This is a genomic window from Piscinibacter lacus (genome assembly GCF_016735685.1).
GTDB classification, from domain to species: Bacteria; Pseudomonadota; Gammaproteobacteria; order Burkholderiales; family Burkholderiaceae_C; genus Aquariibacter; species Aquariibacter lacus.
In genome coordinates, this window is record NZ_JAERRA010000001.1 from 283,679 (window position 1) to 299,244 (window position 15,566).

13 protein-coding genes are annotated in these 15,566 nt (G+C 72.2%); 3 read left to right on the forward strand and 10 right to left on the reverse strand.

Features of this window, described 5'->3' with window-relative positions:
- Positions 1 to 4: 4 nt before the first annotated feature.
- Positions 5 to 889, reverse strand: coding sequence for a LysR family transcriptional regulator (locus JI742_RS01325; protein WP_201823251.1), 885 nt, complete (start codon positions 887 to 889; stop codon positions 5 to 7).
- A gap of 159 nt (positions 890 to 1,048) precedes the next feature.
- Here JI742_RS01325 and JI742_RS01330 point away from each other — a divergent pair, with 159 nt between their 5' ends.
- Positions 1,049 to 2,056, forward strand: a complete 1,008-nt coding sequence (locus tag JI742_RS01330; RefSeq protein WP_201823252.1) for a TerC family protein — start codon at positions 1,049 to 1,051, stop codon at positions 2,054 to 2,056.
- A gap of 90 nt (positions 2,057 to 2,146) precedes the next feature.
- Here the strand turns inward: JI742_RS01330 and JI742_RS01335 are convergent, their stop codons facing one another.
- The 9 genes from JI742_RS01335 to JI742_RS01375 form a co-directional block, all read right to left on the reverse strand.
- Positions 2,147 to 3,397 carry an amino acid aminotransferase gene (locus tag JI742_RS01335; protein ID WP_201823253.1) on the reverse strand — a complete coding sequence of 417 codons (1,251 nt, stop codon included), beginning with the start codon at positions 3,395 to 3,397 and terminating at the stop codon, positions 2,147 to 2,149.
- A 65-nt stretch (positions 3,398 to 3,462) separates the two neighbouring features.
- On the reverse strand, positions 3,463 to 3,981 hold the full coding sequence (locus JI742_RS01340) for a glutathione peroxidase (protein ID WP_201823254.1): 519 nt from the start codon (positions 3,979 to 3,981) through the stop codon (positions 3,463 to 3,465).
- A gap of 70 nt (positions 3,982 to 4,051) precedes the next feature.
- Positions 4,052 to 4,954, reverse strand: a complete 903-nt coding sequence (locus JI742_RS01345; protein WP_201823257.1) for an HDOD domain-containing protein — start codon at positions 4,952 to 4,954, stop codon at positions 4,052 to 4,054.
- A gap of 266 nt (positions 4,955 to 5,220) precedes the next feature.
- A complete protein-coding gene (pqqA, locus tag JI742_RS01350) occupies positions 5,221 to 5,295 on the reverse strand; it encodes a pyrroloquinoline quinone precursor peptide PqqA (RefSeq protein ID WP_201826266.1) in 75 nt (24 codons plus the stop codon).
- Positions 5,296 to 5,420: 125 nt separating this feature from the next.
- The gene (locus JI742_RS01355; protein ID WP_201823260.1) at positions 5,421 to 7,400 is read right to left on the reverse strand and encodes a diguanylate cyclase domain-containing protein; all 1,980 of its coding nucleotides are present in this window, start codon (positions 7,398 to 7,400) and stop codon (positions 5,421 to 5,423) included.
- 188 nt (positions 7,401 to 7,588) lie between these two features.
- Positions 7,589 to 7,663 carry a pyrroloquinoline quinone precursor peptide PqqA gene (gene pqqA, locus JI742_RS01360; protein WP_182663041.1) on the reverse strand — a complete coding sequence of 25 codons (75 nt, stop codon included), beginning with the start codon at positions 7,661 to 7,663 and terminating at the stop codon, positions 7,589 to 7,591.
- Positions 7,664 to 7,837: 174 nt separating this feature from the next.
- The gene (locus tag JI742_RS01365) at positions 7,838 to 9,571 is read right to left on the reverse strand and encodes an ABC transporter ATP-binding protein (RefSeq protein ID WP_201823262.1); all 1,734 of its coding nucleotides are present in this window, start codon (positions 9,569 to 9,571) and stop codon (positions 7,838 to 7,840) included.
- Entirely contained in the window at positions 9,571 to 10,620 is a 1,050-nt protein-coding gene (locus tag JI742_RS01370) for an ABC transporter permease (RefSeq protein ID WP_201823265.1), read from the reverse strand. The genes JI742_RS01365 and JI742_RS01370 overlap by 1 nt, the downstream gene beginning before the upstream one ends.
- Entirely contained in the window at positions 10,617 to 11,555 is a 939-nt protein-coding gene (locus tag JI742_RS01375) for an ABC transporter permease (protein ID WP_201823267.1), read from the reverse strand. Before JI742_RS01375 ends, JI742_RS01370 begins: the two co-directional genes overlap by 4 nt.
- Before the next feature lie 186 nt (positions 11,556 to 11,741).
- Between JI742_RS01375 and JI742_RS01380 the strand changes: the two genes are divergently transcribed.
- Positions 11,742 to 13,652: an ABC transporter substrate-binding protein gene (locus tag JI742_RS01380; RefSeq protein WP_236676733.1), complete on the forward strand. Its 1,911-nt coding sequence runs from the start codon at positions 11,742 to 11,744 to the stop codon at positions 13,650 to 13,652.
- Positions 13,649 to 15,532, forward strand: coding sequence for an ABC transporter substrate-binding protein (locus tag JI742_RS01385; protein WP_236676734.1), 1,884 nt, complete (start codon positions 13,649 to 13,651; stop codon positions 15,530 to 15,532). Before JI742_RS01380 ends, JI742_RS01385 begins: the two co-directional genes overlap by 4 nt.
- The last annotated feature ends 34 nt before the right edge of the window (positions 15,533 to 15,566 follow it).

Genomic DNA, 15,566 nt, shown 5'->3' on the forward strand with positions numbered 1-15,566 from the left:
CGCCTCAAGGCGCGGCGTCTAGCAGACGCCGCAGCAGCGGATGATGCTGGCCGCGGCGCGAGTGGATGGCGTGGATCTCCTCGACCAGGCCCTCGCAGCGGCCCAGGCGGCGCAGCGCACGGCCGAAGGGTGGGCTCAAGCCCTCGTCGCCGAGCTGCGCGACCGGGAACACGCCCAGGCCTTGCATGCCGAAGACGGCCATGAGCGCGCTGTCCTCGAATTCGCCGACCCGCCGGGGCCGCAGGCCCTGGGCCTCGAACCAGCGGTCCAGCCGCGCGCGCAGCGGCGAATGGCCGGTCGGCAGCAGCACCGGCAGCTGCTCCAGGCACTGCGGAAAGGCGGCGCGCTCGGCCGCCTTCACCAGGGCGGGCGGCCCGACCCAGTCGACCGGCGCCGCCCACAGGCGCTGGCTGCTTAGGCGCAGGCTGGGATTGGCCGGGGCCGGCTGGCCGGCCAGCACCACGTCCAGCTGATGCAGGGCGAGCTCGCCGAGCAGGGCCTCGAACTCGCCTTCGTGGCACAGCAGGCGCAGGGCCGGCGTGTCCAGCCCCGGCGCCAGCAGCTGGTGCGCAGCCAGCTTGGAGAGGCCGTCGGACAGGCCCACGGCAAAGCGCAGGGCCGGCGCCGTGGCCGCCGCGCGCACGGCCTGCGGCAGGTCCTGCCCGAGCTGGAAGATGGCCTCGGCCCGGGTGAAGGCCTCCTGGCCGGCCTCGCTCAGCACCAGGCCGCGGCCGGCCGGCTTGAACAGCGGATGGCCGAGGTCCTGCTCCAGCGCGCGGACCTGGGCGCTGACGGTCTGCACCGCCACGCCCAGGCGCGCGGCGGCCCGGCTGAGGCCGCCTTCCTTGGCGACGACCCAGAAGTAGTGCAGGTGGCGGTAGTTCAGCATCGGGCAGCTCCAGGCGCGGGGTTCGGAAAAAACTGAAGAACCTTTCCGTTGGCGCTGATTTTTCATCATGCCGGCCACGGCCATGATCCGCCCCGTCGCGCCGCGCCCCGCCGTCCATCCCGGGCGGTCCCGGACCGGCGAGCCTCCTGAACCCACCCCATGGACTTCCTGCTGCCCCTGCTCCAGGCCGACTTCCTCGGCAAACCCGCCTGGCTCTGGATGAGCTTCCTCGGCATCGTCACGGCGCTGCTGGCCTTCGACCTCGGCGTGCTCCACCGTGACGAGCGCGAGATCGGCGTGCGCGAGAGCCTGCTGCTCTCGGCCGGCTACATCAGTGCCGGCCTACTGTTCGGCGCCTGGATGTGGGCCGAGCTGGGCGCCACCGCCGGCATGGATTACCTGACCGGCTTCCTGATTGAGAAGTCGCTGTCGATGGACAACGTCTTCGTGATCGCGCTGATCTTCGGCTTCTTCGCCATCCCGCGCGAGCACCAGCACCGCGTGCTGTTCTGGGGCATCCTGGGCGTGATCGTGCTGCGCGCGATCATGATCGGCCTGGGTGCCACCCTGGTCAGCAGCTTCAGCTGGATCCTCTACGTCTTCGGCGCCTTCCTCGTCCTGACCGGCGTGAAGATGTGGCGCATGGCCGATGCCGAGCCCGACATCGCCAACAACCCGCTGCTGGCCTTCCTGCGCCGCCACCTGCGGGTGACGGATGGCCTGCGCGGCCGGAATTTCCTGGTGACCGAGCCCGACCCCAGGACCGGCCGCCCGGTGCGCTGGGCCACGCCGCTGCTGCTGGCGCTGATCCTGGTCGAGGCGGTGGACCTGGTGTTCGCGGTGGACTCGGTGCCGGCGATCTTCTCGATCACCACCGACCCCTTCATCGTCTACACCAGCAACATCTTCGCGATCCTCGGCCTGCGCGCGCTGTACTTCGCGCTGGCCGCGATGATTCACCGCTTCCACTACCTGAAGTACGCCCTGGCGGCGGTGCTGGTCTTCATCGGCGGCAAGATCTTCCTGGTCGGCTTCATCGGCAAGGTGCCGGCACCGGTCTCGCTGGGCGTGACCTTCGGCCTGATCGCGGCCGGCGTCATCTACTCGATGTGGAAGACGCGCGGCCAGCCGGCGCCGCAGGCCGGCGCGGTCAAGACCTCGGGCTGAGCGGGGCGCGGCCCCGGCCGCGCCCACTGACCAGGGGTCGCGCACCGCAGGGTGCGCGACCCCTTGCCTTTCAGTCCGTGCCGGAGCCGGTCAGCCCTCGGCCCAGACGGCCGCCAGCGCAGCGGCCACGGCCTCGACATTGCCGGCATTCAGCCCGGCCGCGCACATGCGGCCGGAGCGCACCAGGTAGACGCCATGCTGCTCGCGCAGGCGGTCGACCTGGGCGGCGCTCAGCCCGGTGTAGCTGAACATGCCGCGCTGGGTGACGAGGCAGCTCACGTCGCGCCGCACGCCGGCGGCGGCCAGGCGGGCGGTGACGCCGTCGAAGAGACGCTGGCGCATGGCGGCGATGCGCGCGCGCATGCCATCCAGTTCCGCGGCCCAGCTCGCGCGAAGGCCGGCGTCGTCCAGCACGCGGGCGACCACGGCCGCGCCATGCGTGGGCGGGCTGGAGTAGTTCTTGCGCACGGTGGCCTTGAGCTGGCCCAGCACGCGATCGGCCTCGGCCGCGTCGGCACAGACCACGCTCAGGCCGCCGCAGCGCTCGCCGTAGAGCGAGAAGCTTTTCGAGAAGCTGCTGGCCACGAAGAAGCGCAGGGGCTGGCCGTCCGCGCCGCCGTGCTGACCACGATAGGCCGCCAGCGCGCGGATCGCATACGCATCCTCGTCCAGGCCGGCGCCGAAGCCCTGGTAGGCGATGTCCACATAGGGGATCAGCCGGCGCGCGGCGATCACCGGGATCAGCGCCTCCCACTGCGCCGGGCTCAGGTCCACGCCGGTCGGGTTGTGGCAGCAGGCGTGCAGCAGCACGATGGACTGCGGCGGCAGGGCCTGGAAGGCGGCGAGCATGCCCTCGAAGTCCAGGCCGCCATCGGCCGCGCGGTAGTAGGGATAGGTCTTCACCGGGAAGCCGGCGCCTTCGAACATGGCGCGGTGGTTGTCCCAGGTCGGGTCGCTGACCCAGACGCTGGCCTCGGGGAAGTAGCGCTTGAGGAAATCCCCGCCCACCTTCAGGCCGCCCGAGCCGCCCAGGGTCTGCAGGGTGGCGACGCGGCGGGCGGCCAGGGCGTCGTGGTCCTCGCCCAGCAGCAGGCGCTGCACGGCGGCACGGTAGGCGGGGTGGCCTTCCATGGGCTGATAGGGCTTGGCGCCGTTCGCGGCCACGGCGGCGGCCTGGCGGGCCTCGGCCTCGCGCACTGCGGCCATCACCGGCAGGCGGCCTTCGTCGTCGAAGTAGATGCCGATGGAGAGGTTGATCTTGTGCGCGCGCGGGTCGCGGCCGAAGTCCTCGTTCAGGCTGAGGATGGGATCGCCCGGATAGGGCTCGACGTGATCGAACATGGAAGGCTCCAGGGCGCGCGGCCGGCGGCCGGCGCGGGATGGCTGCGGAAGGAGGAACGCGCGGCTCAGGCGGCCGGCGGCGGCTCGGCCAGGGCGGCCTCGAGATCGCGGCGGATCGCGGCCGGCGTGTCGGCCGGCGCATAGCGCTTGCGCACCCGGCCGTCGCGGCCGACCAGGAACTTGGTGAAGTTCCACTTGATGCCCTCGCTGCCCAGCAGGCCCGGGGCCTCGCGCTTGAGGCGCTGGAAGAGCGGATGCGCGCCCGGGCCGTTGACCTCGACCTTGGCCATCATCGGAAAGCTCACGCCGTAGTTCTTCTGGCAGAAGGCGCCGATCTGCTCGGCGCTGCCCGGGTCCTGCGCGCCGAACTGGTTGCAGGGAAAGCCCAGCACGGTGAGGCCCTGCGGGCCCAGCTCGCGCCACAGCGTCTCCAGGCCGGCGAACTGCGGCGTGAAGCCGCAGGCGCTGGCGGTGTTGACGATCAGCAGCACCCGGCCGCGATGCTCAGCGAGCGCCAGGGGGCGGCCATCGAGCGAGGTCAGGACCCAATCGTGGATCGGGACGGAGGAGGCGTCAGAAGCCATGACGGTCGGCACCAGCGGCTGCGAAGCCGCCGATGCTAGCGGCCCGGCACGCGCCAGGCCGCCGGCCGGTTCATGCCGGCGTACCCTGCACGTCCAGGCAGACCAGGGCGCGGCCGAGTTCGGCGATCAGCAGGCCGGCGTCCAGGCCGGCTTCGCGAGCGAGGCGCTCGCAGGCTGCCATCCAGCGGGCTTCGGCGGCGAAGTCCTCGGCATCCAGGCCGGCGGCGGGCGGGGCGTCCAGGGACGGCGCCAGGTCGGCGGCGGCCAGCAGGGCGAGCAGGCGGCGCAGAGGCGGCGGCTCATGCTCCCAGTCGGCCCGCAGCGCGGCGGCCTGGTCGGCATCCTCGGCATGGGCCAGGGCGTGGGCCAGCGGTCGCTGGCGCACGGCTTCGGCCACCGGCGCGGCCAGGCCCCAGACCTGGCAGAGCGCGCCGCCCAGGGCGGCATGGCTCACGCCGAAGCGGGCGATCTCGGCCGCGGTGCGCTGCAAGGGCTCGCTGCGCTCGGCCATCAGCTCGGCGCTGGCCACGGGATCATGCCGGTGCAGGGCCGCGGCCCCCACCTCACCGAACAGGCCGGTGGTGTGGGCCTGCCAGGGGTCGATGCCGAGTGCGGCTGCACAGGCGCCCATGGCCCGGCCCCGGCGGCTGGCGCGGTTCCAGAGGCTTTCCAGGAAGGGGCTGGGCGGAAAGGCGCCGCGCAGGCCGATGGCATAGGTGAGCGCGCAGACCTCGCGGAAGCCCAGGTGCTGCAGCGCCTCATTGACCGTGCCGACCCGCCGCAGCAGGCCGAAGTGGGCGCTGTTGACGCTGCGCACGACGGCCGCGGCCAGGGCCATGTCGGCCTCGATCAGGGTGGCCACCCGGGCGAGGGACATGCCCTCGTCGTCGAGCAGCAGGGCCAGCTCGACGAGGCTGCGCGGGCAGGCGGGCAACTCGATGTCGAGTCGGCGCAGGGCGGGGGCGATGGGCATCGTCGGGCCGGATCGGGCGGAGCGGGGTGGGGCTCCGCGGCAAGGCCCGCCGAGGGGGGCGGACGGTCCGGCCGGGGAGGGAGGTCGGCCCATGCTAGGCCGCGCCCTGCCGGACCAGCCGCGCAGCAACAGGGCATACACCCGGCTTTTCAGCCCCATCCCGCCACCGCGGCCGGACGGCCCGAAATCCGGCCCGGAAACGACAAAGCCCGCCGGATGGCGGGCTTTGTTCGGCTACGACCCGGGGGCCGCAGCGATCGACCGATTTAGCGGGCCGAGACGTACATCGTGATCTCGAAGCCGAAACGCAGGTCGGTGGCGCGGGGGGCGGTCCAAAGCATGGTGTATCTCCTGAGGTGGGTTGCTGCGCCGGGCCCCGGTGGATCCGGCGTCAGCGCATGAGTGAACTGTGCGCTTCATCGGCCCGCGCCACCAGCGGCGGGCCATGAATGCAGGCTCATGAAAATCATGAAGCGAAAGGCAGGGGTGCCGCGGCCCGCGCCTCGTCGAGCAGGCCGACCGACAGCCGCGACCGCCCGGCGCGCTTGGCGCGGTAGAGCGCGGCATCGGCCGCCTCCAGCAGGCGGGCCGCGGCTTCGGGCGTGTCGGCAGCCGGCCGGATGGCGGCCACGCCCAGGCTGAGGGTGACGATGCCCGCCGGGCTGGCCGCATGCGGCAGGGCCAGGGCCTCGACCTCGGCCAGCAGGCGCTCGGCCACCCGGGTGGCGCCGGCCGCATCGGTGGCTGGCAGCAGCAGCGCGAACTCCTCGCCACCGTAGCGGGCGGCCAGGTCGCCTTCGCGCTGCACGACGGCGCGCAGGCAGCGGGCCAGGGCCTGCAGGCAACTGTCGCCGGCCGGATGGCCGTAGTGGTCGTTGTAGCGCTTGAAGTGGTCCAGGTCGATCAGCACCAGGGCCAGCGGCTGGCTGCCCCGCGCGGCGCGCCGCAGCTCGCGGTCCAGGCGGCTGTCGAACTCGCGGCGGTTGGCCAGGCCGGTCAGGGCATCGTGGGCGGCCAGGCTCTTGAGGCGGTTGTTGCTCGATTCCAGCGCCTGCATCGCCCGCGCCAGCGCGGCCTCGGCTTCCTTGCGGGCGCTGATGTTGTTGCGGATCGCGATGAACTGCTGCGGCCGGCCGTCGGGCCCCAGGAAGGGCACGATGGTCGTCTCCATCCAGTAGCTGCGGCCGTCGAAGGCACGCATCATCAGCTCGCCGGTCCACACCCGGCCGCTGGCGATGGTGCGCCAGAGCTGGCGGTAGAAGGCCGGCGGATGGTGGCCCGAGCGCAGCGCGCGGTGGTCCAGGCCGATCAGCTCGGCCCGGCTTCCGCGCGCGGACTGGCAGAAGCGCTCGTTGACCTCGACGATGCGACCGCTGACCTCGGTGACGACCACCTCGGCATGCATGTCGAGCGCCAGCTTCAGGTCGTGCAGGCGCCGGTTGGCCGCGCGCAGCTCGCTGCCCAGACGGGATTGCGCGCTGATCGCGCCGACCAGGCGCTGGCCCAGCGCCAGCAGCAGCAGGATCAGCAGGGCGACGATGGCGCCGTGGACCAGCGCGCTGCGCAGCCAGGGCTGCAGCACCTCCTGCGGATCGACGCCGGTGATCACCGCCAGGTGATGCGCCGGCAGCGGGATGGCGGTGTAGAGCCGCAGCACGCCATCGACCGGCGAACGGGCCTCGAAGCTGCGGCCGGCGTGCGGCAGGTCGCCCAGGCCGAACAAGTCCGGGTCGACCCGCAGGCCCACGGCCTCGGGGCGGAAGGGCTGGCGCAGCAGCATGCGGCCGCCCTGCTCGACCAGGCCGACGGCAGCGCGCTCGCCCAGCCGCGCGCTGTCGAAGACCTCCTCCAGCACGGCCAGGTCCAGGGCAGCGACCACGATGCCGAGGAAGCGGCCATCGGCCGCCGACAGGCGGCGGCTGAGCGACATCACCCAGCGCCCGCTGGCCGCGCTGGGCCGCGGCGGGCTGAGGCGGGTGGCGGTGGTCTGGCTGTCGCGGTGGAAGCGGAAGGCCTCCTCGCCGCGCACCGAGGCCGGGGGCTGCCCGACCGGCGGGTTGAGGGTGTGCAGCACGTCGGCGCCGCTGGCATCGTAGAAGCGCAGTTCCAGCACATGCGGGGCGTCGACGCTCAGGCGCAGGGCCAGGTCCATCAGCACCGTCGCGCGGGCGCGCGGGCCGCCGGTCTGCTCGGCCTCGCGGGCCAGGGCGGCGGTGATGCTGTCGGCTTGCTGCAGCAGCAGGCCGACATGGCGCGCCGCCGCCTCGGTGCCCAGGCGGGTGAGCTGGCGGGCGCGGTCCAGCTCGTGCTGGCGGCTCTGGCTCAGCACCAGCACGGTGAGCGTGAGCAGGATCAGCGCCACGCCGACGATGTAGCCCCGCGCCGCCCGCACGGTGGCCGATCGGCGCGCGCGCGAAAGCGGCCCGGGTTCGGCGGCAGAGGACATGGGGCGTCGGGTGCGGGGCAAATCGACATTCCACGCGCCCCGGGGCGGCAGCGATCGGGGAAAGAGAGCCCCCGAGGCCCGGCTGTTCCCCCCATCGCCAAAGGCAGTCGCCATGAAGAAAGCCCGCCGAAGCGGGCTTTCTTCATGGGGCGGAGACCGTCTGCGGCCGGTCCCTGCCCTTCACCGGCTCAGCGGGCCGAGACGTACATCGTGATCTCGAAGCCGAAACGCAGGTCGGTGGCGCGGGGGGCGGTCCATTGCATGGTGAGTCTCCTGAAGGGATGGGGGAGGGGTTGGCGCCGGGTCCGGAACGGTCTCGGCGTGCAATGGACTGTGCCGGGGACCGGCCGGCCGCATCAGGCCCCGCGGCATGAATCGCGGCTCCAGAAAATCATGGCGATGGCCCGGGCTGCGGACCCCAGACCGCGCGGGGCCGCTCAGGCGGCCTGCGCCGCCAGGCCGCGCGGCACGGCGCCGAGCAGGCGGCGGGTGTAGTCCTCACGCGGGTCGGCCATGAGCTGCTCGACCGGCGCCTGCTCGACCACTGCGCCGTCCTTCATCACCAGCACCTCGTCGGCCATGAAGCGCACGACGGCCAGGTCGTGGCTGATGAAGAGGTAGGCCAGGCCCAGCTCGTCCTGCAAGTCCTTCAGCAGGTTCAGCACCTGGGCCTGCACGCTGACGTCGAGCGCGCTCACCGCCTCGTCGAGCACGAGCAGCTCGGGCTCCAGCGTCAGGCAGCGGGCGATGGCGATGCGCTGGCGCTGGCCGCCGGAGAACTCGTGCGGGTAGCGGCCCCAGGCGCTGTCGTCCAGGCCGACGCGAGCCAGCAGCGCGCGGGCGCGGGCCTCGCGGCCGGCCTCGTCGCCGTGCAGGCGGTGGATGCGCATGGGCTCCATCAGCGTCTCGCCGATGGTGAAGCGCGGGTTCAGCGAGGCATAGGGGTTCTGGAAGACGATCTGGATGCGCCGCCGCATCGGCAGCCAGTCGGCCTTGGACAGGCTCAGCAGATCCTGGCCGTGGAAACGCGCGCTGCCGCGGACCGGGCCGCCGCTCGCCTCGTGCAGGCGCAGCAGGGCCAGGCCGGTGGTCGTCTTGCCCGAGCCGCTTTCGCCGACGATGCCCAGGGTGTGGCCGCGCCGCAGGGTGAAGTTCACGCCCTTGACGGCTTCGAAGAGCTTGCGGCCGAAGACGCCCTGAGGCAGCCAGAAGCCCTTGTGCAAGTCCTGCACCTCCAGCACCACGGGCGCGGCCGGGTCCTTGATGCGGTGCGCGCGGGCGGCGGCGGCGGTTTCGCCACGGGCCTTGGCGGCCTCGGCGGCGATGTGCTCGTCGATGACCATCAGCCGGGCCGGCGGGTCGATCAGCGGCGGGCGGCAGGCCAGCAGGGCCTGGGTGTAGGGATCCTGCGGCGCGCGGAAGATCGGGCCGACGGGGCCCTGCTCGCGCACGGTGCCGTGGCGCATCACGACGACCTGGTCGGCGATCTCGCCCACCACGCCGAGGTCGTGGCTGATGAAGAGCATGCTCATCTGCCGCTCGGCCTTGAGCCGGGCGAGCAGTTCCAGGATCTGGCGCTGGATGGTCACGTCGAGCGCGGTGGTCGGCTCGTCGGCGATCAGCAGCTTGGGCTCGCAGGCAATCGCCATGGCGATCATCACCCGCTGCTGCTGGCCGCCGGAGAGCTCATGCGGGTGCGCATCGACGCGGCGCTGCGGCTCGGGCAGGCCGACCTCGGCCAGCAGCTCGACCGCACGCGCCCGCGCCGCCCGGGCCGACAGGCCCAGGTGCAGGCGCAGCACCTCGACGATCTGCGCGCCCACCGTCATCACCGGGTTCAGCGAGGACATCGGGTCCTGGAAGACGCAGGCGATGTCCCGGCCGCGAAGGGCGCGCAGGGCGGCTGGCGGGGCCTGGAGCAGGTCGCGACCCTCGAAGAGCACCTGGCCGCTGCGCTCGGCGTTGTCGGGCAGCAGGTTCAGCAGCGACATGGCGGTGACGCTCTTGCCCGAGCCGGATTCGCCGACCAGGGCCACCGTGCAGTGCGCCGGCACGTCGAAGGACACGCCCTGGCCGCCGCGGCCGACGGCCTCGGTCCAGCGCGCGGCTTCGCCGCGGCCGAGGCGGAAGCGGACCCGCAGGTCCTGGATCTGCAGCAGGGGCATGCTCATCACTCGGCTCCGCGTAGCTTGGGGTCCAGCGCGTCGCGCAGCGCGTCGGTCATCAGCGAGAAGGCGGTGACGAAGACCGCCATGAAGGCCGTGGCCGCCGCAAGCTGCCACCAGAAGCCGAGCAGCAGCTCGCTCTGCGATTCCGACAGCATGGTGCCCCAGCTCACCTGGTCCACGCCCACGCCCAGGCCCAGGTAGCTCAGGATGACTTCGGCCTTGATGAAGCCCACCACATGCACGCTGAGCTGCACCAGCACGATGTGGCCGATGTTGGGCAGGATGTGGCGGAACATGCGCGCGCCGGCCGAGGCGCCGATGGCTTCGGCCGAACGCACGTATTCGCGCACCGCATGCTTCATGAACTCGGCCCGGACCAGGCGGTAGATGCCGGTCCAGCCGGCCAGGCCGAGGATGAGCACCACCGAGCTGACGCCCCGCCCGACGATGGCCGCGAAGGCGAAGATCAACAAGATGCCGGGGATGGCGGTGAAGACGTTGTAGACCCACTCCAGCCCGTCGTCGACCCGGCCGCGGAAGAAGCCGCCGACGGCGCCCAGCACGGTGCCGATCACGGTGGCCACCAGCGCGGCGGAGAGGCCGACGAAGATCGAGATCTCCGCGCCCTTGATGGCCTTGTCCAGCACGTCGCGGCCCAGGCGGTCGGCGCCGAAGGGCAGGGTCTCGGCCTTGACGGTGTCGGCGGTCTGGTAGGCCTTGGCGGCCTCGGCCCATTCGGCATAGCGCGGGGCCAGGGGGTCGATGTCGCTCAGGTCCACATTCGGACCGGTGGGCAGGGGGATGCCGCTGGCCTCGGCCCGCTCGGCCGGGCCCAGGAAGGTCGGCGGCGCATTGGGCACGGCGCGCTCGTCCTGCCAGCCGCTGGCGACCAGGCCGAGCAGCGAGGCGCTGATCAGCACCAGGAAGGCCAGCACCACCGCCAGGCAGACGAGGCCGACCCGGTCCTGCCGGAAGCGCCGCCAGCCGGCCGCCCAGACGCCCTCGGAGCGGGAAGCGACCGGGGCAGGGGAAGAGGACAAGGCGGCGCTCATTTCAGAACCACTCTGGGATCGACCCACTTGTAGAGCAGGTCGGTGAAGAGGTTGACCAGCATGGTGATGAAGGCGATGTAGATCGCGAAGGCCTGGATCACCGGGTAGTCGCTGCGGTTGACGGCCAGCAGCACCTCGCGGCCCAGGCCGGGGATGGAGAAGAAGGCCTCGATCAGGAAGCTGCCGACGAAGATGCCCGGCAGGCCCACCGCCACATTGGTGAGGATGGGGATCATGGCGTTGCGCATCACATGCCGGCCCATGATCTGCGGCTCGGCCAGGCCCTTGGCGCGGGCGGTGCGCACATAGTCCTGGCCGATCTCGTCGAGGAAGAAGCTGCGGTAGAGCCGCGTCTGTGGCGCCAGGCTGACGGCCACTGCCAGCAGCACGGGCAGGGGCGCGTACTGCAGCAGGTTGGTCGCCAGGCTGTCGCTCCAGCCCTGCACCGGGAACCAGCCGAGCTTGAAAGCGAACAGGTACTGGCCGACGATCACATAGACCAGGAAGCTGATCGACAGGGCCACGGTGGTGACGATGAGCACCATGCGGTCGGTCAGCGAGCCGCGCACATAGGCGATGCCGAGCGCGAAGGGGATGGCCAGCAGCGTCTCCAGCACCAGGATGGGCACCATCACCGTCAAGGTGGCGGGCAGGCGGTTGCTGAACAGCTCGGCGACGGCCTCGCCGGTCGCCCAGCTCTTGCCCCAGTCGAAGGTGGCGATCTGCTTCAGGTAGAGGCCGAACTGCACCCACCAGGGTTCGTTCAGGCCGAGCTGCTGGCGGATGGCGTCGACCTGCTCGGCCGTGGCATTGAGGCCGCCGAGGATTTCGGCCGGGTCGCCGCCAAAGCCCTTGAAGAGCAGGAAGACCAGCAGCACGACGCCGAACAGGGTCGGCACCATCTGCCAGAGTCGCCGGATCAGGTAGGCGGCCATCGCATGCGCAGGGGTCGGGGGGAAGGGGCGCCGGCGTCGCGCAAGGCGCGGGCCGGCTGGGCAAACGCCGCGCGAGTCTAGGGCGCCGGCCCATGCCCCCGCAGCGCACTTGCCCGGGGGGCCTCCTAGACTGCGCACGGCCCGACCCGGTCGCCCTCCCTGCTTGCACCGCCCGCCCCGCTGACCATGATCCTGCTGCCCGCCCTGCGCCTGCTGCCGGCCGCGGCCCCTGCCCGGGGGGCGCGGGCCTTGCGGGCCGGCATCGGCGCGATGGCGCGGGTGGCCGCGCTGACGCTGGCGACGGCGGCGGTCACGGCCCTGTTTGGCGCCTCGGCCCAGGCGGGCCAGGCCGCCCAATCTGCCCACCCCGCCAGCCCGCCGCGCGTGCTGCGCTACTCCTTCCCGGTGGCCGAGACCGGCTTCGACCCGGCCCAGGTGGCGGACCTCTACAGCAAGACGGTGGTCGCCAACATCTTCGAAGCGCCGCTGGCCTACGACCCCCTGGCCCGGCCGGCCCGCCTGGTGCCGCAGACGGCCGCGGCCATGCCCGAGGTCTCGGCCGAGCACACGCGCTTCGTCGTCACCCTCCAGCCCGGCATCTTCTTCGCGGACGACCCGGCTTTCGGCGGCCGGCCACGCGAGCTGATCGCCGCCGACTATGTCTACGCGATCAAGCGGCACTACGACCCGCGTTGGAAGAGCCCCAGCCTCTTCCTGTTCGAGAACGCCGGCCTGCTGGGCCTGGACGCGCTGCGCGCCGAAGCGCTGAAGCCCGGCGGCCGCTTCGATTACGACCGGCCGGTCGAGGGCCTGCGCGTGCTCGACCGCCACCGCTTCGAGATCCGCCTGGCGCGGCCGGCGCCGCGCTTCCTCTACACCCTGGCCGACCCCTCGGTCAGCGGCGCGGTGGCGCGCGAGGTGGTCGAGCGCCATGGCGAGGCGGTCATGGCCCATCCGGTCGGCACCGGGCCCTTCCGGCTGAGCGACTGGCGGCGCAGCTCGCGCATCGTGCTGACGCGCAACCCCGGCTTCCGCGAGCAGCGCTGGGACGCGCAGCCAGCCGCCGACGATGCCGCGGGCCAGGCCCTGGCCGCCCGCCTGCGCGGCCGCCGGCTGCCGATGCTGGACCGTGTGGAGATCAGCATCATCGAGGAGGCCCAGCCGCGCTGGCTGGCCTTCCTGAACGGCGAGCTCGACCTGCTCGACCGGCTGCCGGCCGAGTTCGTGCCGCTGGCCCTGGCCGGCGAGCGCCTGGCCCCGCACCTGGCGCGGCAGGGCATCGGCCTGCAACGCGCGCCGGCGGTGGACACCACCTTCGTCTACTTCAACATGGACGATCCCGTGGTCGGCGGCCTGGCCCCTGCGCAGGTGGCGCTGCGCCGCGCGATCGGCCTGGCCTATGACGTGGCGGCCGAGATCGCCCTGGTGCGCCAGGGCCAGGCCCAGCCGGCCCAGGGCCTGCTGCCGCCTGGCGTCAGCGGCCATGAGCCGGCCCTGCGCAGCGAGATGAGCCGCTACGACCCGGCGCGCGCGCAGGCCCTGCTCGACCTCTACGGCTGGCGCGACCGCGACGGCGACGGCTGGCGCGAGCGGCCCGACGGCCAGCCGCTGGTACTGGCCTTCGCCAGCCAGTCGGACAAGACCTCGCGCCTGATCCGCGAGCTGTGGAAGAAGCGGCTCGATGCGGTCGGCCTGCGGGTGGACTTCCGCATCGCGCAATGGCCGGAGAACCTCAAGGCCTCGCGCGCCGGCAAGCTGATGATGTGGGGCGTGGCCTGGGGCGCGGCCACGCCGGACGGCGCCTATTTCCTGGACCTGCTCTACGGCCCGAATGCCGGCGAGGCCAATATGGCGCGCTTTCGCCTGCCGGCCTTCGATGCGCTGCAAGCCCGCATCGCCGTGCTGCCCGACGGCCCCGAGCGCGCGGCCCTGATGCACGAGGCCCAGCGCCTGGCCGTGGCCTACCTGCCCTACAAGGCCAGCAGCCACCGCATCAACACGGCGCTGACACGGCCGGGGCTGATCGGCTACCGTCCGCACCCGTTCGCCAGCGATTTCTGGCGCCATGTCGACCGCGAGCCGGACATCCCGCGATGAGCCCTGTCCTTCCCCCCGAGCCGAGCCCCTCCCCCGAAGCCGCCGACCCGGGCCGGCGCGCCCTGCTCGGCCAGGCCGGCCAGGCCCTGGCGGCCCTGGCCCTGCCGGCCGGCGGCCTGGGCCTGTCGATGACGGGCTCCGCCTGGGCCCAGGCTCAGGCCGCCCACGAGAAGCTGCTGCGCCTGGCCTTCAATGCCGGCGAAACCGGCTTCGACCCGGTGCAGGTCTCGGACCTGTACTCGCACACCGTCTGCGCGCATGTGTTCGAAAGCCTCTACGGCTACGACCACCTGGCCCGGCCCTTCAAGGTCAAGCCGCGTACGGCCGAGGGCATGCCGGTGGCCGAGGACGACTTCAAGACCTGGACGGTGCGCATCCGCCCCGGCATCTTCTTTGCCGAGGATGCTGCCTTCGGCGGCAAGCGCCGCGAACTGACCGCGGCCGACTACGCCTACAGCTTCAAGCGCTATTTCGATCCGCGCTGGAAGAGCCCCGGCTATGCCAGCCTGAAGGAAGAAGGCGTGCTCGGCCTGGACGCGCTGCGCGACCGTGCCCTGAAGGACAAGACGCCCTTCGACTACGACGCGCCGGTCGAGGGCCTGCGCGTGCTCGACCGCCATGTGCTGCAGTTCCGGCTGGCCGAGTCGCGGCCGCGCTTCCTCTACACCCTGGGCTTCTTCCCCGGCATGGCACGCGAGGTGGTCGAGCGCTATGGCGAGGAGCTGGGCGCCCATCCGGTCGGCACCGGGCCCTTCGTGCTAGGGCGCTGGCGGCGCAGCTCGCTGATCGAGCTCAAGCGCAATCCGGGCTTCCGCGAGATGGTCTACGAGGCCGAGCCGAATGCCGACGATGCCGAGGGCCAGGCCATCCTGGCGGCGCTCAAGGGCAAGCGCCTGCCCATCGTCGACCGGGTCGAGATCAGCATCATCGAGGAGACCCAGCCGCGCTGGCTGGCCTTCCTGAACGGGCAGCTCGACCTGTCGGCCGTGCCCGGCGAATTCATCGCCCAGGCCGTGCCCAACGGCGTGCTGGCCCCCAACCTGGCCAAGCGCGGCATGCGCATGCAGCGCAACATCGGCTCGGACGTGACGATGACCATGTTCAACATGGAGCATCCGCTGGTCGGCGGCACGACGCCGGAGAAGGTCGCGCTGCGCCGCGCGATCGGCCTGGGCATCGACCTCAAGCGCGAGATTCAGATCGTGCGCCGCGGCCAGGCCGTGCCGGCCCAGGCCGGGCTGGCGCCCAACACCTACGGCTACGAGCAGCACCTCAAGACCGAGAACAGCGATTTCGACCCGGCCCGCGCCCATGCCCTGCTCGACCTCTACGGCTACCGCCGCGGCAGCGACGGCTGGCGCCGCCAGCCCAACGGCCAGGCCCTGACGCTGGAGGTGGCCACCCAGAGCGACGCGATCTCGCGCCAGTTTGACGAGCTGTGGAAGAAGAACATGGACGCGCTGGGCCTGAAGACGGCCTTCCGCATCGGCCAGTGGCCTGAGCAGCTCAAGGCCGCGCGCGCCGGCAACCTGATGATCTGGGGCCTGGGCTCCAGCGCCAGCTCGCCCGACGGGCAGGACGCGCTGGAACGCGGCTTCGGCCCCGGCGCCGGCGGCAGCAACCTGGCGCGCTTCAAGCTGGACGCCTTCGACGAGGTCTTCCGCAAGATGGGCGCCCTGCCCGACGGCCCCGAGCGCCTGGCCCTGTTCCGCGAGGCCAACCGCCTGCTGCTGGCCTACATGCCCTACAAGTTCAATGTGCACCGCATCGCGACCGACCTCAGCCAGCCCTGGCTGACTGGCTACAAGCGGCCGACCTTCTGGCTGGACCAGTGGCAGCACCTGGACGTGGACATGGCGCTGCGGGCGAAAGCCGGCTGACAGGCCGTCAGCGGCTGCCGGCCGCCTCCCTACA

Coding starts and splice junctions, on each gene's coding strand:
- JI742_RS01325 (WP_201823251.1), bottom strand. CDS start 889: ATGCTGAACTACCGCCACCTGCACTACTTCTGGGTCGTCGCCAAGGAA.
- JI742_RS01330 (WP_201823252.1), top strand. CDS start 1,049: ATGGACTTCCTGCTGCCCCTGCTCCAGGCCGACTTCCTCGGCAAACCC.
- JI742_RS01335 (WP_201823253.1), bottom strand. CDS start 3,397: ATGTTCGATCACGTCGAGCCCTATCCGGGCGATCCCATCCTCAGCCTG.
- JI742_RS01340 (WP_201823254.1), bottom strand. CDS start 3,981: ATGGCTTCTGACGCCTCCTCCGTCCCGATCCACGATTGGGTCCTGACC.
- JI742_RS01345 (WP_201823257.1), bottom strand. CDS start 4,954: ATGCCCATCGCCCCCGCCCTGCGCCGACTCGACATCGAGTTGCCCGCC.
- JI742_RS01355 (WP_201823260.1), bottom strand. CDS start 7,400: ATGTCCTCTGCCGCCGAACCCGGGCCGCTTTCGCGCGCGCGCCGATCG.
- JI742_RS01365 (WP_201823262.1), bottom strand. CDS start 9,571: ATGAGCATGCCCCTGCTGCAGATCCAGGACCTGCGGGTCCGCTTCCGC.
- JI742_RS01370 (WP_201823265.1), bottom strand. CDS start 10,620: ATGAGCGCCGCCTTGTCCTCTTCCCCTGCCCCGGTCGCTTCCCGCTCC.
- JI742_RS01375 (WP_201823267.1), bottom strand. CDS start 11,555: ATGGCCGCCTACCTGATCCGGCGACTCTGGCAGATGGTGCCGACCCTG.
- JI742_RS01380 (WP_236676733.1), top strand. CDS start 11,742: ATGATCCTGCTGCCCGCCCTGCGCCTGCTGCCGGCCGCGGCCCCTGCC.
- JI742_RS01385 (WP_236676734.1), top strand. CDS start 13,649: ATGAGCCCTGTCCTTCCCCCCGAGCCGAGCCCCTCCCCCGAAGCCGCC.